The organism is Vibrio sp. 1978 (assembly GCF_033344345.1).
The window spans coordinates 24,701-50,280 of record NZ_JAWPOP010000033.1; the positions used below are offsets into that span (position 1 = coordinate 24,701).

25 protein-coding genes and 1 tRNA gene are annotated in these 25,580 nt (G+C 45.1%); 20 read left to right on the forward strand and 6 right to left on the reverse strand.

What is annotated here, in order from left to right; genetic code table 11:
- Positions 1-64: 64 nt before the first annotated feature.
- The 4 genes from chiP to R8N49_RS21995 all read left to right on the forward strand — a co-directional run bounded on the left by chiP (position 65) and on the right by R8N49_RS21995 (position 5,114).
- The gene (gene chiP / locus R8N49_RS21980) at positions 65-1,186 is read left to right on the forward strand and encodes a chitoporin (protein ID WP_017819978.1); all 1,122 of its coding nucleotides are present in this window, start codon (positions 65-67) and stop codon (positions 1,184-1,186) included.
- Between the two features lie 123 nt (positions 1,187-1,309).
- Positions 1,310-1,906 carry a DUF2057 domain-containing protein gene (locus tag R8N49_RS21985; protein ID WP_005382008.1) on the forward strand — a complete coding sequence of 199 codons (597 nt, stop codon included), beginning with the start codon at positions 1,310-1,312 and terminating at the stop codon, positions 1,904-1,906.
- Positions 1,907-2,083: 177 nt separating this feature from the next.
- Positions 2,084-3,511: a glutamate--tRNA ligase gene (gene gltX, locus R8N49_RS21990; protein WP_186584434.1), complete on the forward strand. Its 1,428-nt coding sequence runs from the start codon at positions 2,084-2,086 to the stop codon at positions 3,509-3,511.
- Between the two features lie 640 nt (positions 3,512-4,151).
- A complete protein-coding gene (locus R8N49_RS21995) occupies positions 4,152-5,114 on the forward strand; it encodes an OmpA family protein (RefSeq protein ID WP_006743033.1) in 963 nt (320 codons plus the stop codon).
- A 114-nt stretch (positions 5,115-5,228) separates the two neighbouring features.
- Here the strand turns inward: R8N49_RS21995 and R8N49_RS22000 are convergent, their stop codons facing one another.
- From R8N49_RS22000 to R8N49_RS22010, 3 genes are all read right to left on the reverse strand, one after another.
- Positions 5,229-5,735, reverse strand: coding sequence for a hypothetical protein (locus R8N49_RS22000; protein ID WP_005382011.1), 507 nt, complete (start codon positions 5,733-5,735; stop codon positions 5,229-5,231).
- A 279-nt stretch (positions 5,736-6,014) separates the two neighbouring features.
- Positions 6,015-6,091 (reverse strand) — tRNA-Arg (locus tag R8N49_RS22005).
- A gap of 175 nt (positions 6,092-6,266) precedes the next feature.
- Positions 6,267-7,400 carry a flagellar assembly protein FlgT gene (locus tag R8N49_RS22010; RefSeq protein WP_005382012.1) on the reverse strand — a complete coding sequence of 378 codons (1,134 nt, stop codon included), beginning with the start codon at positions 7,398-7,400 and terminating at the stop codon, positions 6,267-6,269.
- Positions 7,401-7,569: 169 nt separating this feature from the next.
- Between R8N49_RS22010 and R8N49_RS22015 the strand changes: the two genes are divergently transcribed.
- Together R8N49_RS22015 and flgP are read left to right on the forward strand one after the other, a co-directional pair.
- Positions 7,570-8,208 (forward strand): FlgO family outer membrane protein, encoded by a 639-nt coding sequence (locus tag R8N49_RS22015; RefSeq protein WP_005382013.1) that lies wholly within the window; start codon positions 7,570-7,572, stop codon positions 8,206-8,208.
- A gap of 9 nt (positions 8,209-8,217) precedes the next feature.
- Positions 8,218-8,649: a flagellar assembly lipoprotein FlgP gene (gene flgP / locus R8N49_RS22020; RefSeq protein ID WP_005382014.1), complete on the forward strand. Its 432-nt coding sequence runs from the start codon at positions 8,218-8,220 to the stop codon at positions 8,647-8,649.
- A gap of 102 nt (positions 8,650-8,751) precedes the next feature.
- Here flgP and R8N49_RS22025 read toward each other — a convergent pair whose 3' ends face one another.
- The 3 genes from R8N49_RS22025 to flgA all read right to left on the reverse strand — a co-directional run bounded on the left by R8N49_RS22025 (position 8,752) and on the right by flgA (position 10,382).
- Positions 8,752-9,177 carry a flagella synthesis protein FlgN gene (locus tag R8N49_RS22025; RefSeq protein WP_318190092.1) on the reverse strand — a complete coding sequence of 142 codons (426 nt, stop codon included), beginning with the start codon at positions 9,175-9,177 and terminating at the stop codon, positions 8,752-8,754.
- A gap of 27 nt (positions 9,178-9,204) precedes the next feature.
- On the reverse strand, positions 9,205-9,519 hold the full coding sequence (gene flgM, locus R8N49_RS22030) for a flagellar biosynthesis anti-sigma factor FlgM (RefSeq protein WP_005382018.1): 315 nt from the start codon (positions 9,517-9,519) through the stop codon (positions 9,205-9,207).
- Between the two features lie 116 nt (positions 9,520-9,635).
- Positions 9,636-10,382 (reverse strand): flagellar basal body P-ring formation chaperone FlgA, encoded by a 747-nt coding sequence (gene flgA, locus R8N49_RS22035; protein ID WP_258489530.1) that lies wholly within the window; start codon positions 10,380-10,382, stop codon positions 9,636-9,638.
- Positions 10,383-10,458: 76 nt separating this feature from the next.
- On the opposite strand from flgA, the gene R8N49_RS22040 reads away from it, so the two are divergent.
- The 14 genes from R8N49_RS22040 (at position 10,459) to R8N49_RS22105 (ending at position 25,073) form a co-directional block, all read left to right on the forward strand.
- The gene (locus R8N49_RS22040) at positions 10,459-11,385 is read left to right on the forward strand and encodes a chemotaxis protein CheV (protein WP_318190093.1); all 927 of its coding nucleotides are present in this window, start codon (positions 10,459-10,461) and stop codon (positions 11,383-11,385) included.
- Between the two features lie 11 nt (positions 11,386-11,396).
- Positions 11,397-12,224 (forward strand): CheR family methyltransferase, encoded by an 828-nt coding sequence (locus tag R8N49_RS22045; protein WP_005382024.1) that lies wholly within the window; start codon positions 11,397-11,399, stop codon positions 12,222-12,224.
- 298 nt (positions 12,225-12,522) lie between these two features.
- Complete coding sequence (gene flgB, locus R8N49_RS22050) at positions 12,523-12,918, forward strand: flagellar basal body rod protein FlgB (RefSeq protein ID WP_005382026.1); 396 nt, start codon at positions 12,523-12,525, stop codon at positions 12,916-12,918.
- A 5-nt stretch (positions 12,919-12,923) separates the two neighbouring features.
- On the forward strand, positions 12,924-13,337 hold the full coding sequence (flgC, locus tag R8N49_RS22055; protein WP_005393132.1) for a flagellar basal body rod protein FlgC: 414 nt from the start codon (positions 12,924-12,926) through the stop codon (positions 13,335-13,337).
- A 17-nt stretch (positions 13,338-13,354) separates the two neighbouring features.
- Positions 13,355-14,065 (forward strand): flagellar hook assembly protein FlgD, encoded by a 711-nt coding sequence (gene flgD, locus R8N49_RS22060; RefSeq protein WP_005382029.1) that lies wholly within the window; start codon positions 13,355-13,357, stop codon positions 14,063-14,065.
- A gap of 30 nt (positions 14,066-14,095) precedes the next feature.
- Complete coding sequence (gene flgE / locus R8N49_RS22065; RefSeq protein WP_005382030.1) at positions 14,096-15,409, forward strand: flagellar hook protein FlgE; 1,314 nt, start codon at positions 14,096-14,098, stop codon at positions 15,407-15,409.
- Between the two features lie 329 nt (positions 15,410-15,738).
- The gene (flgF, locus tag R8N49_RS22070) at positions 15,739-16,488 is read left to right on the forward strand and encodes a flagellar basal-body rod protein FlgF (protein ID WP_258489529.1); all 750 of its coding nucleotides are present in this window, start codon (positions 15,739-15,741) and stop codon (positions 16,486-16,488) included.
- An 18-nt stretch (positions 16,489-16,506) separates the two neighbouring features.
- Positions 16,507-17,295: a flagellar basal-body rod protein FlgG gene (gene flgG, locus R8N49_RS22075; RefSeq protein WP_213903853.1), complete on the forward strand. Its 789-nt coding sequence runs from the start codon at positions 16,507-16,509 to the stop codon at positions 17,293-17,295.
- A 30-nt stretch (positions 17,296-17,325) separates the two neighbouring features.
- On the forward strand, positions 17,326-18,105 hold the full coding sequence (flgH, locus tag R8N49_RS22080) for a flagellar basal body L-ring protein FlgH (protein WP_005382033.1): 780 nt from the start codon (positions 17,326-17,328) through the stop codon (positions 18,103-18,105).
- A gap of 43 nt (positions 18,106-18,148) precedes the next feature.
- Positions 18,149-19,240, forward strand: a complete 1,092-nt coding sequence (locus tag R8N49_RS22085; RefSeq protein ID WP_005393118.1) for a flagellar basal body P-ring protein FlgI — start codon at positions 18,149-18,151, stop codon at positions 19,238-19,240.
- Between the two features lie 16 nt (positions 19,241-19,256).
- On the forward strand, positions 19,257-20,183 hold the full coding sequence (flgJ, locus tag R8N49_RS22090) for a flagellar assembly peptidoglycan hydrolase FlgJ (RefSeq protein WP_182016997.1): 927 nt from the start codon (positions 19,257-19,259) through the stop codon (positions 20,181-20,183).
- A gap of 160 nt (positions 20,184-20,343) precedes the next feature.
- Complete coding sequence (gene flgK, locus R8N49_RS22095; protein WP_186584433.1) at positions 20,344-22,284, forward strand: flagellar hook-associated protein FlgK; 1,941 nt, start codon at positions 20,344-20,346, stop codon at positions 22,282-22,284.
- Between the two features lie 13 nt (positions 22,285-22,297).
- Complete coding sequence (gene flgL, locus R8N49_RS22100; RefSeq protein WP_186584432.1) at positions 22,298-23,491, forward strand: flagellar hook-associated protein FlgL; 1,194 nt, start codon at positions 22,298-22,300, stop codon at positions 23,489-23,491.
- 427 nt (positions 23,492-23,918) lie between these two features.
- Positions 23,919-25,073 carry a flagellin gene (locus tag R8N49_RS22105; protein WP_005382038.1) on the forward strand — a complete coding sequence of 385 codons (1,155 nt, stop codon included), beginning with the start codon at positions 23,919-23,921 and terminating at the stop codon, positions 25,071-25,073.
- Positions 25,074-25,580 lie beyond the last annotated feature (507 nt).

A 25,580-nucleotide genomic window follows, 5' to 3' on the forward strand; every position in this document is an offset into this window, starting at 1 on the left:
GTTCCTGCCATGTCCTAGTTAGTGAATTTGAAAATGGAAAAAACTAAAAATATAGGGGTTTATAATGTCTTACCTAAAGAAAAGCCTACTTGCCACGGCAATTACCGGCATGATGTTCAGTGGTGTTGCATTTGCTGATGGTGCAAACAGTGACGCAGCAAAAGAGTTTCTAACCAAAGATTCATTTTCTTATGAAGTTTACGGGATCATCGCGATGCAGGCCGCGTACCGCGATTACGATTCTGGCAGCAAAGCAACGGACGATGACTTGGGTGGCATGCAGCTAAACAACGAATCTCGTATCGGTTTCCGTGGTAAGAAACAATTTGCTAACTTCGACCCTACTTTTATTTGGCAAATCGAAGGCGGTTATGTAGACCCTAGCTTTGGTGGCGAGGGCGCAGGTCTTGGTGAACGTGACACATTCGTCGGTTTTGAAAGTGCATCTTGGGGGCAAATTCGCCTGGGTCGCGTTTTGACACCTATGTACGAATTGGTTGACTGGCCAGCATCTAACCCTGGCCTGGGCGATGTATACGACTGGGGTGGTGCTATTGGTGGCGCCAAGTACCAAGACCGTCAATCAAACACTATCCGCTGGGACTCTCCAATGTTTGCTGACAAATTCTCCCTAGATATCGCAGCTGGTGCAGGTGATAAAGCAGGTCTAGGTGAAGGGGATGACTACTGGGGTGGTATCGCTGCACACTACAAAATTGGTCCTATCCAGTTAGATGCGGCATATGAAGGTAACCGTAATATCAAGATGGAAAGCCAAACGTGGGAAAACAACACGTACTTGGTAGGGGCACAAGGCTGGTTTGATAACGGAATCTCTTTCTTCGCGCAATACAAATACATGGAGGCGGACGCAAGCAATGGTGTGAGTGAAAAGCAAGATGCAATGTCTGCCGCTATCATGTACACCACGGGTGATTGGCAATACAAACTGGCTTACGCCGCTAACTTTGATCTAGAGCGTGATGGTAAGAAAATTAACGATACAGCGGATGATGTGTTATCAGCACAAGTTATGTATTTCGTAGACCCATCGGCAGTGCTGTACGTGCGTGCTCGTACTCTAGATTTTGGAGACGGTGCGTCTCAATTAGATAAACCAACAGAAGCACGTTGGAAGTCTGCTGACTACGACGAGTTCTCTGTAGGTGTTGAATACTACTTCTAATTAAAGAAGCAGCTAAAAGGGCGGAAACGCCCTTTTTATCTTGATACTTATTCAAATAAGCCTTTGAAATGACTGGCCTGTAAATTTTAGAGGCTTATCTAAATTGGTATAAAGTGAGAAACCATGATGAAAAAAACAACGACACTTCTCGGACTTTGCGCAATGCTTTCAGCGCCAGCTTTTGCTGCTCAACTCACTCTGCAATCTGAATTAGTTCCTCGCGTTCTCAACGGCGAGTTCGTCTACCCTGAGTGGATATCCAAGAACAACAGCATCGAGTTAAAGGATGGGGAAAACCAATTGGCGGTAACGGTTGGACAAATCGTATTTGAAGATGGAAAGCGCCGTAAATTCGATTCGCAGCCGCTGGTATTAGAGTTTGATGCAGAAAAAGACACCGAGCTTTCTCTGACTTATCAAACATTCCGTACTATTGAAGAGGCGAGAGCCTTCGAACTCGATCCTAAAGTGGTATTGAAAGACAAAAACGGAAAAGAAGTGGCATTCTCTATGGTTCAACTTCGTAAAGGTGGTTTGCAAGGTTTTCGTGATTACGAACGAGAAGTTGCCGACTATAATAACGCAATGAATAAAGAATCGACTAAGGCAAGCATTGCGTCTTCTCCAGCGGAAACCAAAACAATCAAAGCATCGTTTAATGAATTGAGCCGTGAAGAGCAGCAAGAATTTATGCAATGGGCAATGCGTAACCTGAAGTAATTTCGTCTCGTGCTTTAACAGTAAATAGCAGGGCTGTGCCTTTTTGGTTCTGCCCTGTTTTTATTTCTGTTGTCAAACCGATTGTAGAATTGACTTACGGTGGTAAAATGTCGCCACTTTTATCCTTGACATTACAACGAGAGATCTCTCGTTGCTCATTACCCCTAAGGAACTCAAATGACGGTTAAAACTCGTTTTGCTCCTAGCCCAACTGGCTATCTACACGTTGGTGGTGCGCGTACTGCACTTTACTCTTGGCTATACGCTAAAAACCAAGGTGGTGAATTCGTTCTACGTATCGAAGATACAGACCTTGAGCGTAACTCTCAGGAAGCGGTTGATGCAATTCTTGAAGGCATGGAATGGCTAGGCTTGGAGTGGGATGAAGGTCCTTACTACCAAACTCAACGTTTTGACCGTTACAACGAAATGGTTGATAAGCTTCTTGCTGAAGACAAAGCTTACAAATGTTACGCGTCTAAAGAGCTGCTAGATGAAATCCGTGCAGAGCAAGAAGCAAATAAAGAAATGCCTCGCTACGATGCTAACCATCCAAAAATCAAAGCAGCAAACGAAGCGGCAAAAGATGGCGATCCATGTGTTATCCGTTTCCGTAACCCGAAAGAAGGCAGCGTAGTATTTGATGATCAAATCCGTGGTCGCATTGAAATCCGCAACGATCAAATGGATGACCTAATCATTCGTCGTACAGACGGTTCACCTACTTACAACTTCTGTGTAGTAGTGGATGACTGGGACATGGGTATCACTCACGTTGTTCGTGGCGAAGACCACATCAACAACACGCCTCGTCAAATCAACATCTACGAAGCACTAGGTGCGCCAGTACCAACATTTGCACACTGTGCAATGATCCTGGGTGATGACGGCGCGAAACTGTCTAAACGTCACGGTGCTGTATCAGTCATGCAATACCGCGATATGGGCTACCTGCCTGCGGCACTAAACAACTACCTAGTGCGCCTTGGTTGGTCTCATGGTGACCAAGAAATCTTCTCTCAAGAAGAGATGATCAATCTATTTAGCCTAAACGCAGTATCTAAGTCAGCGTCTGCTTTTAACACTGACAAACTGCAATGGTTGAACAACCACTACATCAAGAACTCAGATCCTGCGTACGTTGCTGAGCATCTGCAATGGCATCTAGATCAACAAAAACTAGACGTAACGAATGGTCCTGCTATCACTGACGTGATCAAGCTAGTGGGTGAGCGTTGCAACACGCTAGTTGAGCTAGCTGAGCAAATCCGTTACTTCTATGAAGATTTCTCTGAGTTTGAAGCGGGCGCAGCGAAGAAACATCTACGTGGAGTGGCTAAAGAGCCTCTAGAACTTGCATTAGCGAAAGTGGAAGCACTAACTGAGTGGACGACAGCGAACATCAAAGATGGCGTTATCGCAGCAGTATGTGAAGAGTTGGAAATCGGCATGGGCAAAATCGGTATGCCATTACGTGTTGCTGTAACAGGCGGCGGTCAGTCTCCTTCTGTCGATGCAGTAATGGAGCTGGTTGGAAAAGAGCGTTGTAATGCTCGCATTAAGATGGCGCTTGAGTTCATTGCTGAGCGTGAAGCAAACGCATAATTGCTTTGAACTGAACGTTCTTTTGAATAAATAGTCACAAAGCCGCGGTGAGCAACCGCGGCTTTTTTGTATCTTCAATTTAGATAACGAGAAACTTTCTCTCATATTGGTGAATGAAGAGATGGTTTCACCTGTAATTTACCTCAATATGGATAAGATTTTTTAATCCAAATATCGTTGGCATGAATAAAAAACGAGCGATTATATATCAAATATCTGATTGATTTTTATCCATGTTCTTTAAAGTTCCATTTTGTTTGTCTCATTTTTAAGAAAAATCTTTGCTTTAGCTATGTTGTTCCAAAAAATAAAGCAAACGTTTGCGTAGTGATTGCGTGGGGATTTTTTTGCTTAAGATCACATGTTGTCGAGATTTTTGATGACAATAAATTGACAGAATTGGGATTTTTCTCGCGATTTCTTAGCGTTATAGTTCATCCCGTCAGCGATACCGAGATGGCGATATGTATCACTGAGCAGGAAATGTACGTAAGTTGCTTCCATAAAAAAAATGCATGTGCATAAAAAGAAGCTGACTAAGTATCTCACTCAAGGAATGAATAAAAAGAATTGAAATACAATGTCAGTCAGACGGCGCATTTCGGCATCTAACAAAAGAACTTCTTTAGAGGAATCAATAATGAAAAAATTAGCAGCGGTAATTTCAGCGTCTCTACTTATGGCTTCAGCAGCACAAGCAGAAGTATACGTTGGTGGTAAGATGGGTAAGTCATGGATGGAAGACGCGTGTGTAGCGGGCCAGGCTTGTGACAAAGACGATTCTACTCTTGGCGCTTTTGTTGGTTACGAAATGAATAAATACTTCGCAGTAGAAGCGGGTTTCGACAACATCGGTGATTTTAACCAAACTTCTTTCGGTGGCCACGTAGAAGCAATCACTCTTGCTCCTAAATTTAGCCTACCAATCACTGAAGACATCGCACTTTACGGTAAAGTGGGTGGCGCTTACGTAATGTTTGATGGCAAAGATGATTACTCTTACCTAGGCGCGGCTGGTCTTGAATTCAACCTAAGCCAAAACGTAACAGCTCGTGCGGAATACCAAACACTGACTGACATCAGCAACGATGTAACTCGTGCGACAGGTAACACTGCAACACTAGGTGTTTCTTTCAAATTCGGCGGCAACGATGAGCCAGTAATCGTAGAAGAGCCAGTTGTTGTTGAAGAAGTGGTTGTAGAAGAAGTGGTAGAAGAGCCAGTTGTAGTTACGAAAACATTCGAAACTCAAACAATTGGCACAGGTAGCTTCGATCTAAACAGCACAACTCTAAAACCAGAGAGCGCTGCAAAACTTGATAACCTAGTTGCTTTCCTAAACGAGCACCCACAAGCGAACGTTGAAGTTGTAGGTTACACAGATACGTCTGGTCCAGCAGCTTACAACCTAAAGGTTTCTGAAAAACGTGCTGAGTCTGTTGCTAACGCGCTCGTTGAAAAAGGTATTGATTCATCACGTATCCAAGCTCGTGGCGAAGGTGAAAACAACCCAATCGCTTCAAACGACACTCGTGAAGGTCGTCAACAAAACCGTCGCGTAGAAATCGTTGTTCCAGAATTTGAATACCAAGTTCAGCAATAAGCTCCTATTCGACCGTAGTATAGAAGACTGAAGCTGAAAGCCCCAAAGAGTTCGCTCTTTGGGGCTTTTTATTTCTCTTTAAAAACTGACTGAAATGTTCAAAGTGGCTAGGTATTACTTAAGATCAATGCTGTTTAAACGCCCCATAAATGTCAGGATCTCCAAGTTATCTTTATGTGCTTCTAACAACGCTTTTTTGGTTTGCATGTAGGCGGCAAGTTTGCCGTACTTACTAATAGAGCGAACCACCGTTTTATATTTATACTCACCGTCATCATTGAACTCTCGCCACTTGGCGATGTAACACGTATCTCGGTTGTCAGGGTTTTCAAGAGTAGGGTTAGGCTTGTGAACGATTTTAGGCTCAACGCTATGTGGAAGCCTGGTCATTAAGTAAGGGTCTTTCAAAAGACGTCGCCAGAATTTGCCCCACATTTGCCGGCCTAACTCGTTTCTCAGCTTAATGGCTTTTTGTAAGCCTTTCTTTTCTCCAATACGAACAAATCCTACCGAGCGGTGTAGTACCGTATCCTCGGGGGTATGGATATGTATCTTAAAGGCTGTCTTGCCTTTAGAAATAAAGCGGTGTCCAGTGTTAGTTATTAAATTGCTCTTAGACATAGTGCTAACTAATAATTTTATTAATAGCTAAAAGGGTAAGCAAAACTCATAGATAATTAAAGTAATAAAATACAAAACTGTAAATAGGGCTTGTTGAAATGATTTCAAGGGGAAGAAGTCAGATCAGTAGAAGGGTTTATCCCGTAACCGAAACACCCGATCCGATCATATTGATTACTGGGAAGATTATCTAACACGGTGTACTAGGGGGAGCAGTGCGAGGCTTGAAATTGAAGATACAAAAAAGCCTTAGCTCAAGTGGGAGCTAAGGCTATGATATGGCGCCCCCAGTAGGATTCGAACCTACGACCTGTCCCTTAGGAGGGGACTGCGCTATCCAGCTGTGCCATGGGGGCGTAATACCAATAGTTGCAGTTCATTGCACTGTTTTACTGAGTTCAAATCTAGCAATCTACCAGATCTGTATCAGCATCACGTTGAACGATTCGCTACGGTCATTGGTATAATCAAATAAGATGCGCTGCCTATGATATTCAAAAGTGAGCATATCTCAAGACTTAATGTTTGCTTTTATAGGATCTTGTTCATTACGTCGCCAATTTGAACGCTAGACGCTAAATTTGGCTGATCAATCGTCAGTTCCGCTTCGTGTTCGTATATGCGTGATACCGTTAATGTAATTTCGCTTTGCGAGACTTTGTTTCTTGGCAATCCATTTTGGTCGATAAACGACGCGGTGTGCCAAAGCTGTAATTTGTCTCCCTCTTTTACGCCGTGCATACGGCCGAGATCCATCGTTACGGTATTACCGAAGACTGCCACAACCTCTGGCAGTGTAATTTTGCAAGATAGCTCCGACTCCAGATCCAACATAATATTGCGACTAACGCGAAGCATCATCTCGCCATAGGTCGATGCCCAAAAACGTGCACTACGAGTGTCCACTTGACTCGTCTTAGCAAATGGCCAACGCGCGACCTCACGGTAGGCTTTGTTGAAGATTTCATGGCCAGTTTTACCATCAAATACTTTCATTTCTAACGCAAACTGACGATTGATGATGTCATCTTGCAATAGTTGAGATTCGACCGTTGCAGTGAGATCGGTAATGACCCCTCCAATGATGTATTGTGCGCCATTGTCTTGCGCGATCATTTGAGTGCGAGCAGGATAGTTGCTGCTTATTGAGTAGTCCGTTGTACCAACAGACACAAAGCTGCGTGAGGTTTGATCAAGTTGACGGTTCACTACGTGGCTAAAATCGTCACCAACTTGATAAATTTGTCCCATCACTGCTTGTTGTGGTGATGCGACCTCAATATTGCCGACCAGCATTGTCTTTTTGTATTGATCGGTGTGGCAACCCGTTGCCGATGGATAAATATCAACGCGGATTTTTACCTCGACTTTACCGCGACGTTTGCGTTCAGACTCGACCAAAATGTAACGGACTTCATGATTGGTAAACTGGTATTCGTTGCGGCTTTCTTCTAATAGCGGCATCAAGTTGCTAATACTGCCAATATCTGCGCCCGAAAAATTGACGGCTTTGAACAGCGCGTCTTCCAACGCATGGAGCCTTGCCGTCTCTTCTGAAGAAACGATGGTGGCAACGCCTGTGACTTCATACCAAGATGCCATGACCTTAAAAGGCACAAGCATCACTAAAGTGATTGAAAACAGACTGTTTAATATTTTTTTCATTGGTTACAACCGTTCGGGTATAAATATTGCTTTAACAAATTCAGTGAAGTTTGGTGGGTTTTTCTTCGTTAGGCAAACAAAGAAAAGCAAAGACTGTTCCAATATTCACTTTCTTGGAAAGGAATTAATAAAGAACGGTATCACCTAAGATTATCTGGAGAATCAAACCATGAAAAAGTGGCTTGTCGCCGCATCGATGATGACGCTTCTGACATCGTGCGCGTACTCACCGATTTACAATGGTAAAGAACCGTACTCGGGAAGCCAGTTCATGCTGATGGATAGTCCGCGTCATACGATGGACTTTTTCATTGAGAGCATGACAGAAGACCTGATGGTTTCTAATGTGGCAGTATCAGCGCGGACACCGATTGCGATTACCTCGTTTGTTGATCTACAAAATATGGATGCAACAAACTGGTTAGGTAACTCGGTCTCTGAAGGTTTTATCCATCAGTTTCAGCGCCGAGGGTTTAAAGTGGTTGATTTCAAAACTACGGGCTCTATTCAAGTGACGCAGCAGGGCGATTTTGCTTTAAGTCGTGATTGGCAAGATTTAGCTCAAGAGCAGCAAATTCAGTATGTACTGACCGGAACAATGCTGCGTCAAGAGGGTGGAGTGCTTGTCAATGCACGCGTGGTTGGCATGCAAAGCCGTGTAGTTGTAGCGACAGCGCAAGGTTTCCTTCCGGCTGACCGTATTGGGCGTGACTTAGATACGTTAAATAGCATCCGCACACAAGATGGTGTGTTGATTCGTTCTGACCCTACCATTCGTCAGCCGTACACTGTGATTCTCCGTCCATAGGATAGAAGCATGAAGAAGTTATTATTTATTGTTGCCACACTGATATTGGTGGGGTGTCAGCCATTACAACAGATGCGTCAAGATGAAATCTTAGTGGCGGTGGGTTACGCCAGCGTCAGTGAGCAGACAGGCCGCACAGTAGAAGAAAAGCGTGTACGAGCAATGCGCGCATCAAAAATTGATGCTTATCGTGAGCTAGCAGAGCAAGTTTATGGCATGCGTGTAAGTGGACGAGCAGAGCTGCAAGACCAGCGTTTGGGTATTGAAAGCACCACTGGTGCCGTCGATGGTGTAATTCGTGGTGCAGAAGTTGTGCGTAGTTATCTTGTTGAAGACAGTTATGTGACTGAGCTGCGTCTGGATATCCGTAAGATGGATAAGCTACGTGATTATGGAGAAGTTCAGCAGGTGCCTGAGAAGCGTCAGCAAACCTTGTTTTAAACCATTTCACTAGACAGATAATCTTTTTGAGCGGCTGATTGGTAACAATGAGTCGCTTTTTTATATCTACGTGAGCGCGGGAATTGAGGGTAAGAGTGACGTTTAAGCTTTTATATTGGTGCCAAGCGTCGAGATGGTGTGGGTTTTTCCGCCCGCATTGTAGGTCATGCCAACTTTGCCATGAGTTCGCTGAAGCATGTTGTTGAGTTTATTGAAGCTCAGCTGTGCGCGACTAAGCGATTCGCCATTTACTTGGTTAACTTGTTGACAGTCGAGGACGATCGATTGGATCTGAGCAGCAACCTGACTTAGGTGCTCATCTTCAGTAAGTTGATTGACGTGCGGGTGAGAGGCGATTCGCTGATCAGTTGTTCTGAGCTGATCAATGAGCGTCATCTTCTGTTTGGCAATGTTCTCAATCTCGGTAGAGACACGCGCCGTTATTGCTTGTGTTTCTTGGCGTAAAACAGCGGAAAGTGCCTTAGCATTTTCTAGCTGGAAATTAACGAGATCGACTAATGCTGCCATAAAATACTTACCTTCGGCCTAAGTCAGTTAGCTTTTGCCTTGCAATTCGTTTTCAAACTTAATCATGTTGTCAGCCAATTTTTCAGGATCGACTTTGTATGAACCGTTTGTGATAGCTTCTTTGATTGCTGCAACTTTGGCGCTGTCATATGCCGGAGAAGCTGCCATATCCTTCTGGAGTTTACTGACGGCTTTACTTTGCTGGCTGAGTGATACTGCGTCTTGTTGCGCTGGCGCCTTTTTTGATTCTGTCGTGCTGGTAGCATTGGAATCGTTACGTGCAGGTGCGCGACTTGTTGTCGTCATCATTTGCCCTGAACGTATATTATCTATACCTGCCATGTTTAACCTTTGCCTTGTATCGTAATACTGGTATCCAGACTATCGACCAGCGCAAAAATAACTTTAGTCATTTTTTGCATTTTTATTGATCAGTTTAAACACGCTACCAGTGGGTATTAAAAATTAACAGTGATTTCCGCAATGTCAGTCACTATGCCTTCTATTATACGTTGTGACTTATCATTTTTCACTCTTACTTGATCGCCAGCTGAACCATCCTGCAATGCTGTGCCTTGCGTTGTGATCGTCATGCCAGAATTCACCGCTTTGATAATGACCTTTTCATTTCGGCATACCACACAAACATCATTTCTCTCTACGACATCGCCTAAACGAACATTACGCTTTAGCTTTGCCCCAACCACTTGATCGTAGCTAGAAAATCCATCTTTACGAAAGCGCTGTAGCTCGATCATGGAAGTGGTAACATCCGATGCGCTGACGATTTCTCCTCTCCCTAATGTTCGTGTCGCGACGATCATTGGTACTGATACCGAGATCCTCACAGGGACATAGACTTTCCAGTCATCCGGTTGGCATTCCACTAACACATTGATGTTACTTCTCGTGCTGCTGGTGGAAGAGGCAGATGTATCTAACGGAACAGGGCAATCCGTTGCTTTTATTCTCGAGTCGATCTCTGCCGCATTAACAGATAGCTCGCCACCATCAGGCTGATCAACCGTAGCAAGAATATGTTGTTCTGCTGCTGTTTTTATTTGCTCGATCTGATTATCTAAAGCTGAATGAACAAAAAAGCTAAACATACTGAGCAAAATGCCGATAGACTTAGCGTACTTTGTAATTAGCGCTCTACATATTGTCATAGTCAATGGTGTCGAAGTGAAAGTGAAATACGCCATACTGTCTCCCTGGTATCGTGCTTGCCAGTGGTAGAGTATCATTTAAAAACAAAAAGTTTGAGATGGAGATGAGCATATGACGGGGATTCTTGACTCGGTGAATCAGCGTACGCAACTCGTCGGTCAGAACCGATTGGAATTATTGACCTTTCGACTGATGGGCCGACAGCGCTACGGCATTAACGTATTCAAAGTGAAAGAAGTACTACAGTGCCCTAAGCTGACTTCAATGCCAAATCTACACCCTCTGGTTAAAGGTATCGCTCATATCCGCGGCCATACCGTGTCCGTTATTGATTTGAGCCTGGCAATTGGTGGCCGCCCAACCACTGATTTAGATAAATGTTTTGTTGTTATTGCAGAATTTAACCGTACGATCCAAGCATTTTTGGTATCATCGGTTGAGCGTATTATCAATATGCATTGGGAAGCGATTTTGCCACCGCCAGACGGCGCAGGTAAAGCGCACTGCTTGACTGCCGTGACAAACATTGACAATGAGCTGGTTGAAATCCTTGACGTTGAAAAAATCCTGGCAGAAATTGCGCCAGTTGATGAAACGATGGATTCCGCTATTGGCGAAGAAATCGCACAAGCAGAACAAGAAAAGCCTATTGTACGCCGCATACTAATTGCTGATGACTCGACGGTCGCGCGTAAACAGGTAGAGCGTGCGATTACATCCATCGGTTTTGAGGTCGTATCTGTCAAAGACGGCAAAGAAGCGTACAATAAGTTGATTGAAATGGCTCAAGAAGGCAATATCTACGATCAAATTTCGTTGGTTATTTCCGATATTGAAATGCCAGAAATGGACGGCTATACCTTAACGGCTGAAATTCGCAGACATGCCGATTTGAAAGACCTTTATGTTATCCTCCATTCTTCATTAAGTGGTGTATTCAACCAAGCTATGGTTGAGCGTGTAGGTGCCAACACCTTCATTGCGAAATTTAACCCAGATGAGTTGGGTAACGCGGTTAAATCTGCATTAACACAATAAAAGAGACATTAATGACTGCTATTACAATCAGTGATCAAGAGTATCGTGACTTTAGCCGTTTTCTAGAATCGCAATGTGGCATCGTGTTAGGTGATAGCAAGCAATACCTCGTGCGTAGCCGACTGAGTCCTTTAGTGACGAAGTTTAAGCTCGCATCGTTATCAGATTTGCTACGTGATGTTGTTACAGGGCGTAATCGAGAATTACGAGTCGCCGCTGTGGATGCGATGACGACTAACGAAACTTTGTGGTTTCGAGATACTTATCCGTTCACGGTTTTAGCTGACAAATTATTGCCAGAAGTAGCGGCAAGCAAGCGCCCAATTAAGATCTGGTCTGCTGCCAGTTCATCGGGCCAAGAACCGTATTCTATTGCAATGACGATCCTGGAAACGCAACAGCGCAAGCCGGGCTTGTTACCAAACGTGTCCATTACAGCCACAGACATTTCGGCAAGTATGCTCGAGATGTGTCGTGCAGGGGTGTACGACAACTTGGCTTTGGGTCGCGGGCTTTCACCAGAACGTCGTCGCACCTTCTTTGAAAATGCGGACGGTGGTCGCATGAAAGTCAAAGATAACGTCAAGCGTTTGGTGAACTTTCGTCCACAAAACTTGATGGACAGTTACGCACTGATGGGTAAGTTCGACATCATTTTCTGTCGTAACGTATTGATTTACTTTTCTCCAGAAATGAAATCTAAAGTGCTTAACCAAATGGCGAGCAGTTTAAACCCTGGTGGTTACTTGCTGTTAGGGGCATCAGAGTCGCTAACTGGTCTGACTGATAAATTTGAAATGGTGCGCTGTAATCCGGGCATCATTTACAAGCTTAAATAGCGGTATCTCTTCATTGATAGAAAAGCCTGACTTCGTGTCAGGCTTTTTTGTTTGTTACTGTGCCGAGCGCTTCATGTATCACTCAATTAGTTGAAGCGCGTTTTTGCCTTGTGCCCTCAACACGGTGTATCTTTATTAAGTGAGCAAAGTGATACGACATGACATTCCAGTTACTTTGGCTCACTTATTGCTATTTCAATTCACGGTAACCACTAGGTTGGTGTAATGCTTTAGGTCTTGGCATGCTAATTGCTTTTTGGTTATCAATCACGGTCAGTTCTTAATTGTAGAGGCAAACATGGCTATATCTTTTGACAATGCACTAGGCATCCACCAGCACACGGTGGGCGTACGTGAGCGCAATGCAGAGGTGATTTCCACCAATATCGCACAAGCAAACACGCCTGGTTACAAAGCAAGAGGTTTAGACTTTGCGAAGGAATTGCAAGCGGCAACATCTGGGGCAAGCATTGGTCTTAGTCGCACAGATGGTCGGCATATTCCTGCCACTACGACGTTGGTTGGGGACAAGTTATATCGTCTTCCTACGCAACCAGATACGGGAGATGGCAACACGGTAGACTTGGATTTAGAGCGTAACTTGTTTATGCAAAACCAAATCAGACACCAAGCATCACTCGACTTTCTAGGCAGCAAATTCAAGAACTTAACCAAAGCAATCAAAGGGGAATAATTTAGATGAGCTTATTTAACGTTTTCAATGTGACAGGTTCCGCAATGAGCGCTGAATCCGTTCGTCTGAATACTACCTCAAGCAACTTGGCGAATGCCGACAGTGTCAGCAGCTCTGCGAAAGACACTTACAAAGCGCGTCATGCCGTGTTTGGTGCAGAGTTAAGTAACGCCATGCGTGGCGGTGATACAGTGCCAGTGAAAGTGATGGGTATTGTAGAAAGTGATAAACCGCTGAGTGCGGAGTACAACCCAGACCATCCCCTTGCAAACGAAGAAGGCTACATTTACAAGCCTAACGTCAATGTAATGGAAGAAATGGCAAACATGATTTCAGCTTCTCGTGCATACCAAACTAATGTACAGGTCGCTGATTCTAGTAAACAAATGCTGCTGCGTACGCTGCAGATGGGTCAATAAGGATAAGGGGGTAGCGTATGGCCGGAATTAACAACGTTGGTCAAAGCGGCTTGTCCTATATCGACCAGCTTAAAAGTCTACAAGAGAGTAACAAGAAAGCGGAAGAGAGCACGGGTAAGCAGGACCTAAAACAGGAAGACTTCTTATCATTGCTCACGAAGCAACTGTCTCAGCAAGACCCTTTTAAGCCGGTAAGTAATGACCAGATGATTGCGCAAATGGCTTCATTTGCGACCGTTGATGGCATTGGCAAGATGAACACTCAGTTTGAGAGTTTGAATTCGTCAATGACATCAAATCAAGCGTTACAAGCTTCCTCTTTGGTAGGGCGTGACGTATTGGTCCCAGGAGCAGCAGGTGTGAAGCAGGACGACGCACCAATGGCGGCAATGGTTAAGCTTTCACAATCTATCGATAATCTGTTTGTTCGTGTAGAGGATGAAGCTGGCCAACTGGTTCGTACCTTTGAGGTAGGGGCGAAACCAGCCGGCGACACGCGTGTGCTTTGGGACGGTAAAGATGAAAGCGGAAATCCACTGCCAGCTGGCAAATACAAAGTGAAAGCGTCTGGCTTAGTTGAGGGGGAGTCGCAAGAGTTCCCAGTATCGACGTATGCCAACGTAAACAGCGTATTGCTTGGCAAAGGTGACGGAAACGTATTACTCAATCTGGCTGGTTTTGAATCGCCAGTTCGACTTGCAGAAGTATTGGAAGTCGGCAAAGCGTAGTCATAGCTCGCTAGATTAGGAGATTTTGGAATGTCATATGTATCTTTAAGCGGTTTGTCCGCCGCCCAACTGGATTTGAACACCACCAGTAACAACATTGCGAACGCCAACACTTACGGCTTTAAAGAGTCCCGTGCTGAGTTTGCTGATGTCTACTCTAACTCTTTATTTACTAACGCAAAAACCACACCGGGTGGTGGTGCACAAGCAAGCCAAGTGGCACAGCAGTTCCATGAAGGCTCTAGCATTTACACCAACAACCCAATGGATTTGCGTGTTTCGGGGACAGGTTTTTTCGCTGTAGCGAAAGAGCGTCTAACTCCACAACAGAATGAACTGACACGTAATGGTGCATTTCACTTAAATAAAGAAAACTACATGGTGACCGCGAACGACGAGTTCTTATTAGGTTACCAAGTGGACCCAAGCTCTGGTGAGGTTTCTTCATACGAGCCACAACCCATCAATATTCCTGCTGAATTTGGTAAGCCAAAACAAACAGCAAACATTGAAGTGGGTGTGAACTTGCCAGCGAACGGCGATTTGAAAGATCCAACGCAGTTTGATTTTTCAGACCCAGATACATACAACCGTTCAACCTCTTCGACAATTTATGACTCGATGGGTCAGTCTTACAAGCTAACGACGTATTACTTGAAAGATCAGACTCAGCCAAATACATGGAACACTTACTACACCGTGACAGATAAAGAAGGTGAAAAGCCTTTAAATGTTGCGGCTGGTGATGCGCAAACGCCAACAGGTCATGTGGGGCATACCATGAAGTTCAACAACGATGGTACGTTGGCGAGCTTGAACAATGGTCAGCCAATCACTTCTGTGGCTCTGGGCGATCCGGCGACGAACACGACACCAGTCGATATGAATGGTGCCGATCCTGCGCAGACGCTTAACTTCGGCTTAGGCTCAGCAACACAGTTTGCGGCTCCGTTCGAACTGACTAAGTTTGACGAAGACGGTGCAACAACGGGCTTCCTAACCAAAGTTGACTTCGATGAAAACGGCAGCGTATTGGGAACTTACTCAAACGGTGAAAACGTTACATTGGGTCGTGTTGCTCTCGTACGTGTTCCAAATGAGCAAGGCCTGGATAAGAAAGGCGGCACTCAATGGGATTCAACGCAGTTCTCTGGTGACAAGATCTGGGGTGAATCAAATAAAGGCTCTTTCGGCACCATCAATAACGGTATGCTGGAACAGTCAAACATTGATATGACGCAGGAGTTGGTGGACCTGATCTCTGCTCAGCGTAACTTCCAAGCAAACTCACGTTCGCTAGAAGTACACAACCAACTACAACAGAATATCTTACAGATCCGCTAGAGCACTAGCTGGGTCATTCGATACTCTGCTTGAGTAAGCAATGGCGTGTGATTGCTTCTTAGTAATTACCGCTTTGTTCACTTTCATCATGACATTCATCTGATGCTTAGCCTGAATACACCTCACTCAGGCTAAGCATGCTTTGATCTACGATTTGCCGCTGTTGCCGCCGTCTGGATCAAAACCTTGCCTCTCGTTACAGTTTTCTGCCTCTATTGACCTCTTTTAATAGTTTGTTATTAATTCAAGGTATTGATTAATAAGTCTATTTTTATTTTGGCATAACTATTGCTTTTACTCCGTGTTCAGAGAGATTTTTGGAGTAATTTATGGATCGCGCACTGTTTCTCGCAATGAGTGGCGCCAAGCAAAATATGCAGGCACTACAATTGCGCGCTAATAACTTGGCTAACGTAAGCACGACCGGATTTCGGGCTGATTTAGCACAGGCTCGCTCAATGCAGGCTTATGGTGAAGGCCATCCTTCACGTGTATTCAGCATGACAGAGCGTCCAGGGCATAACTTTGCTCAAGGTAGCGTGATTACAACAGGGCGTGATCTGGATGTGACGATTGAAGGCCGCGGTTGGATATCGGTACTCGATCACACAGGGAAAGAAGGGTTGACTCGTAACGGCAACCTAAAAGTCGATCAAAATGGCATGCTTACCAACGCAAGTGGTCATTTGGTGCTGGGTGAAAACGATGCGCCGATTACTTTGCCTATTCCTCTCTCCAAAATTGAAATCGGTCGGGATGGCACCATCTCTGTGCTTCCTCAAGGTGCCCCGGCAGAAGAATTCCAAGCGGTTGATCGCATTAAGCTTGTTAAGCCTAATGACCAAAGCTTGTTTAAAGACACCAATGGCTTATTTCGCCATAAAACTCCAAACCAACCTTACGAAGCAGACGCGACTGTTAGCCTCCAGACGGGAGCGATAGAGGGCAGTAACGTGAATGCCGTAGGTGAAATGACCGCATTGATTGACTTACAACGTCAGTTTGAAATGCAAGTCAAGATGATGAGCACAGCTGAAGAAATGGATAAATCTTCAGATTCACTGCTTCGTATGAGTTAACAGAGTTAGAGGTTCACTATGCATCCAGCACTATGGGTAAGTAAAACAGGTTTAGACGCCCAACAAACCAACATTGCCACAATTTCGAACAACTTGGCGAATGCCTCTACTGTCGGCTACAAAAAGAGCCGTGCAGTATTCGAAGATTTGTTCTATCAGAACATCAACCAGCCTGGCGGCCAGTCATCTCAGAACACGGAACTGCCAAGTGGCTTGATGTTAGGTTCGGGTTCTAAAGTGGTTGCGACGCAAAAAGTGCACACGCACGGCAATGCACAGACAACGACTAACGCACTGGACATGATGGTGGAAGGCGACGGTTTTTTCCAAGTGACATTGCCGGACGGCAACATCGGTTATACCCGTAACGGTCAGTTCACGCTCAATGGTGAAGGCACGTTAGTCACGTCGGGTTCTGGCTACCCTGTAGAGCCTGAAATTGTGATTCCAGAAGATGCGATTTCTATTACTGTTGGTACGGATGGTGAAGTGTCGGTTCGCGTCCGAGGTCAGCAAGACAACCAAGTCGTTGGTCAGCTAACCATTACAGATTTTGTTAACCCGGGTGGCCTAGAGCCAATTGGTCAGAACCTTTACTTACCAACGGGTGCCAGTGGCGATCCACAAGAGGGTGTTCCTGGTTTGGACGGTTTGGGGGAAATTCGTCAATCCATGCTGGAAGCGTCCAACGTGAATGTAACGGAAGAGTTGGTCAACATGATCGAAGCCCAGCGCGTTTACGAAATGAACTCAAAAGTGATCTCGTCAGTCGATAAAATGATGAGCTTCGTTAACCAGCAATTGTAACGATTAAGAGCAAGATTTGAGGAGCTCACGATGAAACGTATTTGCCTACTCGCTTTGATTGCTACGATGTCGGGCTGTGCCATGTTGGAACCGATTGAAACGGATGAAGTGACACAAGCAACCACTGTGGTCGACGCAGTAGAAGGCGATAAATCGAAAGAAGAGAGCAGCGGTATTGTAGATACTTTACGTGGTAGAAGTGATCCGGTTGCTGGCGACCCTGCTTGGGCTCCAATTCATCCGAAAAACAAGCCTGAGCATTACGCTGCTGCAACAGGTTCGTTGTTTAGCGCCGAGCACATTACCGATCTCTACGACGATTCTAAACCACGTGGTATTGGCGACATTATTACCGTAACACTGGATGAGACAACCAGTGCGACGAAAAGCGCAAATGCCGATTTATCGAAAACCAATGAAGCGCAAATGGACCCGCTTCAAGTGGGCGGAGAAGAGCTGCAAATTGGCGGAAAATATAATTTCTCTTATGACTTAAACAACTCCAACTCATTTGCAGGTGACTCTTCTGCAAAGCAGAGCAACAGCATCAGTGGTTACATCACTGTTGAGGTGATCGAAGTACTGGCAAACGGCAACCTCGTGATCCGCGGTGAGAAGTGGATGACGCTAAATACGGGTGATGAGTACATACGTTTAAGTGGCACTATTCGTCCGGATGATATTAATTTCGACAACACCATTGCATCAAATCGCGTTTCTAACGCAAGAATTCAGTACTCTGGCACTGGTTTGCAACAAGATATGCAAGAGCCAGGCTTCTTGGCACGATTCTTTAATGTAGCGCTATAACACGCCGTGCTGACGGCAATTTGACTGCAAGAGATAAGTAAGCATGAAAAAACTCCTTTTAGTACTGATGAGCGTTGCTCTGTTTTCTACCGTAGCCCAAGCCGCACGTATCAAAGACGTCGCGCAAGTGGCAGGTGTACGAAGCAACCAACTCGTGGGTTATGGTTTGGTTTCAGGCTTACCTGGTACGGGTGAAGCGAACCCGTTTACAGAGCAAAGTTTCGCCGCCATGCTGCAAAACTTCGGCATTCAGATGCCGCCGGGCACAAAGCCAAAAATTAAAAACGTTGCCGCAGTCATGGTTACGGCAGAATTGCCGCCTTTCTCTAAACCGGGTCAGCAAGTGGACGTGACTGTCTCTTCCATCGGAAGTGCTAAAAGTTTGCGTGGTGGCACCTTGCTGCAAACGTTCCTCAAAGGTCTCGACGGTCAAGTTTACGCGGTTGCTCAAGGTAACTTAGTAGTGAGCGGCTTCAGTGCTGAAGGCGCTGACGGTTCTAAAATCGTAGGTAACAATCCAACCGTTGGTCTTATCTCTAGTGGTGCGACAGTAGAGCGAGAAATTCCAAACCCATTTGGTCGTGGTGATTACATCACGTTCAACTTGCTTGAGTCAGACTTCACAACGGCTCAACGTATGGCGGATGCTGTAAACAACTTCCTTGGCCCACAAATGGCGAGCGCTGTTGACGCGACATCAGTGCGCGTGCGTGCTCCTCGTGACGTCAGCCAGCGTGTTGCGTTCTTATCGGCAATCGAAAACCTAGAGTTCGACCCAGCAGATGGTGCAGCCAAAATCATCGTTAACTCACGAACGGGCACCATCGTAGTTGGTAAGCATGTGCGTCTTAAACCTGCAGCAGTAACGCATGGCGGCATGACGGTTGCGATCAAAGAAAACCTGAATGTTAGCCAACCTAACGGCTTTTCTGGTGGGCAAACCGTTGTCGTACCAGACTCGGATATCGAAGTCAGCGAAGAGCAGGGCAAGATGTTTAAGTTTGAGCCAGGCTTAACGTTGGATGATTTGGTCCGTGCAGTGAATCAAGTCGGCGCAGCGCCGTCGGATTTGATGGCTATCTTGCAAGCATTGAAACAAGCTGGTGCCATTGAAGGCCAGTTGATCATCATTTAATGGTTAGGAGGTAGGTATAATGAACAATCCTAACGACATTGGTTTTATTCATGACATCAGTTCGCTGGATACCTTGCGTCAAAAAGCAGTGAAGGAAGGTAAAGATGGCGAGCAAGAAGCACTGCGTGCAGCAGCTCGTCAGTTCGAATCTATTTTCACCTCCATGATGTTGAAATCCATGCGAGAAGCCAATGAGGGCTTTGAGTCCAACATGATGAACAGCCAAAACGAGAAGTTCTATCGACAAATGTTGGATGAACAGATGGCGAGTGAATTGAGTTCGTCTGGTTCAATGGGACTGGCCGATATGATTGTTAAGCAATTAACGGCTGGGCAAGGGAACGACAAAAAAGAAACGGCTATGCGTGATGCGGCAAACAATGCTGCGGAATATCGTCGTGTTGACCCGAAAAAAGCGCGCGAGATTGAACAGCGCTTGATTGAATCTGGTCAGCTATCTCGACCAAGCAATGAACCCACTCGATTCGATTCACCAGAATCCTTTGTTAACTCGATGAAGCCATACGCGGAGAAAGCTGCGAAAGCCTTAGGTGTCGAGCCATCTCTGCTACTTGCGCAAGCCGCTTTGGAAACGGGGTGGGGACAAAGGGTCGTGAAGAACGCGCGTGGCAGCAGCAACAACTTATTTAATATCAAAGCAGATCGAAGCTGGCAGGGTGACAAAGTGACGACTCAAACTTTAGAGTTCCACGATAACACGCCAGTGAAAGAGACGGCAGCGTTTCGCTCCTACTCAAGTTACGAAGACAGCTTTAATGACTTTGTACGATTTTTGAATGACAACCCACGTTACGAGACAGCATTGCAGAAACGCGGGAATTCAGAGTTGTTTATTCGCGGTATCCACAGTGCGGGTTACGCGACCGATCCGAATTACGCAGATAAAGTCCTGCAGGTGAAGGATAAAATCGAAAGTATGTAATGTCTCTGCGACAATTTATGACGTTCTCGAAGGCTTGCCATAGTGCAAGCCTTCACTTTATCTGAACATCTACGCCTTTCTATCACTTGGCACATCTTTTGCTTTTAATGTGTCTAGGTGATCGGTTTTGCCGATTTATATTTCGTTTTCGGGGGCATGTATGGCGTCAGATCTTCTGAATGTAGGTACTCAAAGTGTGCTTACTGCTCAGAGACAATTAAACACCACTGGTCATAACATTTCTAATGTTAATACAGAGGGTTATAGCCGTCAGTCTGTTATCCAAGGCACGAATGATCCGCGCATGTTTGGTGGTTCTACCTACGGCATGGGTGTGCATGTGGAAAATGTTCGCCGCTCGTGGGATCAGTTTGCCGTGAATGAACTGAACCTGTCGTCGACCAACAATGCCAACAAAACGGATACCCAAGACAATCTTGATATGCTCTCTAGCATGTTGAGTTCAGTGGCATCGAAGAAAATTCCCGAGAACCTGAATGAGTGGTTCGATGCGGTAAAAACCATGGCAGATACCCCGAACGATTTAGGGGCACGAAAAGTGGTATTGGAAAAGGCAAAAATCTTCTCTGATACATTAAATGATTTCCACGAAACCGTGCGACTGCAATCTGATGTCACCAATAAAAAATTGGATATGGGCATTGAGCGCGTTAATCAACTTGCGTTGGAAATTCGCGATATTCATCGACTGATGATGCGTACTCCCGGTCCACATAATGACCTGATGGATCAGCATGAAAAGCTGGTTACTGAGCTGTCAGAATACACCAAAGTTACCGTAACCCCACGCAAAAATGCGGAAGGGTTTAATGTTCATATCGGCAATGGACACACTCTTGTTTCTGGCACGGAAGCAAGCCAGCTCAAAATGATCGATGGCTATCCGGATGTTCATCAAAGACGATTAGCAATGGTGGAAGGGAATGGCATTAAAGCGATCAAGTCTGATGATATGGATGGCAAAATCGGCGCTTTACTTGAAATGCGCGACAAACACATCCCACAACTGCAAGATGAAATGGGCCGTTTAGCGACGGGTTTCTCCTACAAAATTAATCAGCTGCAATCTCAAGGTCTGGATCTCAACGGCAAGATAGGTAAAGACGTATTTACCGACGTGAACTCTGAGCTGGTGGCAAAATCTCGAGTTTTTGCTGCACCTGACTCACAAGCTGATGTTGCGGTTTACATCGAGGATATTTCCGCGATCAAAGGTGGTGAATATTCGCTGCGTTATGATGGCGACCAATACAGCGTGACAACACCGAAAGGTGAGCAAATGTCGTTGAACATTGATCAATCAGATTCTTCGTTTGTTCTGGATGGTATGAAAGTGCAAATCGGTGAAGGTCTTGCCGCTGGTGAGCGCGTATTATTGCGCCCAACACGAAGTGGCGCAGCCATCATCAAGATGGAAACCAATGATGCAAAAGCCATTGCCGCGCAAAGTTATGAAGCTTCAACCACTTTTGCTCAAGGTAACGCCAAGTTCAAAATTCGTGAGGCGGGGGATGTTAAAGAGTTTGAGGTCACCGTACAACCAGCCGACGAGAAACATGATAAGCCATGGTTAAAGATCACGGACAACAAAGGCAATTTGCTATCGGACAAATACTCATACCCGCTAGACAAAGATAACCCGATGATTGAAATCTCAGTGCCGAAAAGTCATCCGCTGTATAAAAATGGCGATGCGACTGTATTTGAGCTGAGCGAAGGTGCGCTGATGAATGACAAGTTCACCGCGAACTTGGTGCCTTCGGAAGGTGGTAATGGCAACTTGAGAAAAATGCAGAAGATCCAAACAGATAAGATGATGGACGGAAAATCCAGTACTTTGATCGATGTTTATCACAACCTCAATACCGAAGTCGGATTGAAATCTTCTACAGCAAACCGATTAGCCTCTGTCGCTCGCTTAGAGCATGAGGCGGCACAAGAGCGCGTTGCTTCTATCTCTGGCGTTAACCTCGATGAAGAAGCGGCCAACATGATGAAGTTTCAACAAGCGTACATGGCTTCATCACGTGTGATGCAAGCGGCGAATGATACCTTCAATACCATTTTACAACTGAGGTAAGGAGAAGAGATAAGTGCTAACCCGAATTTCTAGTTTCCATAACTATCAGTCCGTACAAAATGATTTGCGTCGTCAAGAGAATAAGGTTCACCATAACCAAGAGCAACTTGCTTCAGGGAAAAAGTTACTGAAACCTAGCGACGATCCCCTTGCGTCGCATTACATTCAAAATATTAGTCAGCAACAAGAACAGCTACAACAATATCTTAGCTCGATAGTGTTGGTGCGTAATCGTCTAGAAAACCACGAAGTTAATATCGCCAATGCGGAGAATTTTGCCGACGAGTCGAAGCGTTTAACGATGGAGATGATTAACGGTGCGTTTTCTGCGGAAGACCGACAAGCAAAGAAGCGTGAGCTAGAGGAGATTGCGAACAACTTCCTTAACTTGGTGAACTCGCAAGATGAATCTGGTAACTACGTGTTTGCTGGCACTAAGCCAAAAAGCCAACCATTTTATCGCGATAAAGATGGTAGCGTGCAATACGCTGGGGACGATTATCAGCGCAAAATGAAAGTCTCCAGCATGCTTGAGATGCCAATGAACGATCCCGGCAGCAAGCTGTTTATGGAGATACCAAACCCATTTGGCGACTATCAGCCGAATTACGATCTACAAAACGGCTCTGAGCTGTTGCTAAACAAAGCTACTAACGTTGACGCTAAGGATGATGCGGCGTATCGCGTGACATTTGTCGATATGAATAACGGCAAATTTGGTTACCAATTAGAGCGTAACGGCAAAGTAGTGGATGCCGATGAGTTTTCTCCAGAGAAAGGGGTTGAATACAAAGGCCTGAAAGTGCACGTAAAAGGCCAAATTACGCCTGGTGACAGTATTGAGATCGAAAAGCGGGCAGAGTTCAGCATTTTCGATACCTTCAAGGATGCAATGGCATGGTCAGACAAATCGGTTTCGGATACGTCGGCGACTGCTAAATTGCACCAAATGACAGAAGAATTCCACGCTGCTTTTATCCATTTGAATAAAGCGCGTACAGATGCCGGTGCTCGATTGAGTACGCTGGATATCCAAGAGCAAAATCATGAAGACTTTAATTTGTCTCTGGCAAAAGCGAAGAGCAACTTTGAGGACTTGGATTACTCCAAAGCCGTGATCGAGTTCAGTGAAAACTCGCGAGCGTTACAGGCATCGCAACAAGCATTCGGTAAGACCAAAGATCTAACGTTGTTTAACTACATCTAGTATGACACTCATACACATTGTCTGATTTTGATGCCTTATGTGCAAAGCCTTAAGCGCGATAAGTCGACGTAACCTGAGAGTCTGAGATGTCATGCGGCACGATTTTACCCAAAGCGGCAATGATGCGGGAGGCAAGTCGGGCGGCAACAGGGCAGCGTTCAATACCCTTGGGCTAAGATGAGTCTGACAAACCGGAAATAGCTTAATGATAAAGCTAACTTATTGTTTATTTGATTCTTTTAAAAGTGGTTAAATAATTTACGAAAGTTGGCACACAAATTGTATTGAAAATATCAGAACAGATTTAGAGATTCTAAACCCTGCGTTTAAGGCAGATTTAGCAAGTAACTTTTACGGTCAGTGCTTATCCAAATGAGAGTAAAGCTGGCCGCTTCGCAAAAGCTTGCGAACTCAACAGGAGAGCAAAATGGCTGTAACAGTTAGTACTAACGTCTCCGCGATGACCGCGCAGCGTTACCTAAACAAAGCGACTGATGAATTAAACACGTCGATGGAGCGCTTATCTTCAGGACATAAGATTAACAGTGCAAAAGATGATGCGGCAGGTCTACAGATCTCTAACCGCTTAACTGCACAGTCTCGTGGCCTAGATGTCGCAATGCGTAACGCGAACGATGGTATCTCGATTGCACAAACCGCTGAAGGTGCGATGAATGAGGCAACCTCTGTCATGCAACGAATGCGTGACCTTGCGATTCAATCATCGAACGGTACTAACTCTCCGGCTGAGCGTCAGGCGATCAACGAAGAGTCAATGGCATTGATTGACGAGCTAAACCGTATTGCAGAAACCACTTCATTTGGTGGTCGTCGTCTATTGAATGGCTCATTCGGTGAAGCAGCATTCCAGATTGGTGCGAGCTCAGGTGAAGCCATGATCATGGGACTCACCAGCATTCGTGCGGACGATACTCGCATGGGCGGTGTGACCTTCTTATCTGAAAATGGTAAAGATAAAAACTGGAGCGTTGACCCAGCTAAATCTGACTTGAAGATCACGCTACCAGGTATGGGTGAAGACGAAGACGGCAATGTTGATGATCTAGAAATCAACATTAATGCCAAAGCGGGCGACGACATCGAAGAGCTTGCCACTTACATTAATGGTCAGTCTGATATGATTAATGCGTCTGTAAGTGAAGATGGCAAGTTGCAAGTTTTTGTCGCGCATCCAAACGTTCAGGGTGAGATTTCTATTTCTGGTGGATTAGCATCTGAGCTTGGCCTGAGTGATGAACCTATCAGAACGTCAGTACAAGATATTGATATGACCACGGTACAAGGTTCTCAAAACGCGATTTCTGTGCTGGATTCGGCACTGAAATACGTAGACTCGCAACGTGCAGACTTAGGTGCGAAGCAAAACCGTTTGAGTCACAGCATCAACAACTTGGCGAATATCCAAGAAAACGTTGACGCATCGAACAGCCGAATTAAAGATACAGATTTTGCGAAAGAAACCACGCAAATGACCAAAGCACAAATTTTGCAACAAGCAGGTACATCGATTCTTGCTCAAGCGAAACAGTTGCCAAACTCTGCAATGTCACTATTGCAGTAGTTTACTTAGCCTGTACTCAATACATTCAGACGTGGATGGGAATGCAGGCTTTTGGCAAGCAACTTTACAATAGAATGAGCGGCTCTCTCATCTCTCACCTGCCAATCATTTTCAATGTAAAGTTGCACTCGGTATGCCGGAAATGTGTTCATTTCTCTTGATCTCCACATAGGCTCTGGCGACCAACCTAGCCCCAGTTCTCTCAAAGGAAAAGGGGCTTTTTCTTTTCTAATTTTCACGTCTATCGTCTGCGAACTAACCTTTAATTGTTTCCTTTTGCTGGTTTTCTATACAATTTGGCCCTCTCGGCTCGATTTGTGGAAACTTGAGTACTCTTTCTTACTTTTCTTCAATTTTATTAGCTAAATCTCGCAATGTTATTTTTTTAAACTTTTTTCTAAAGCTTCTGAATTTGGTGTCGTTAATAGAGGTAACTTTGAGAGAACTACTTGGTTTTCCGAGACGTCGGAAACCGCTACACCGGAAAATCAATTGGAGAAATCACCA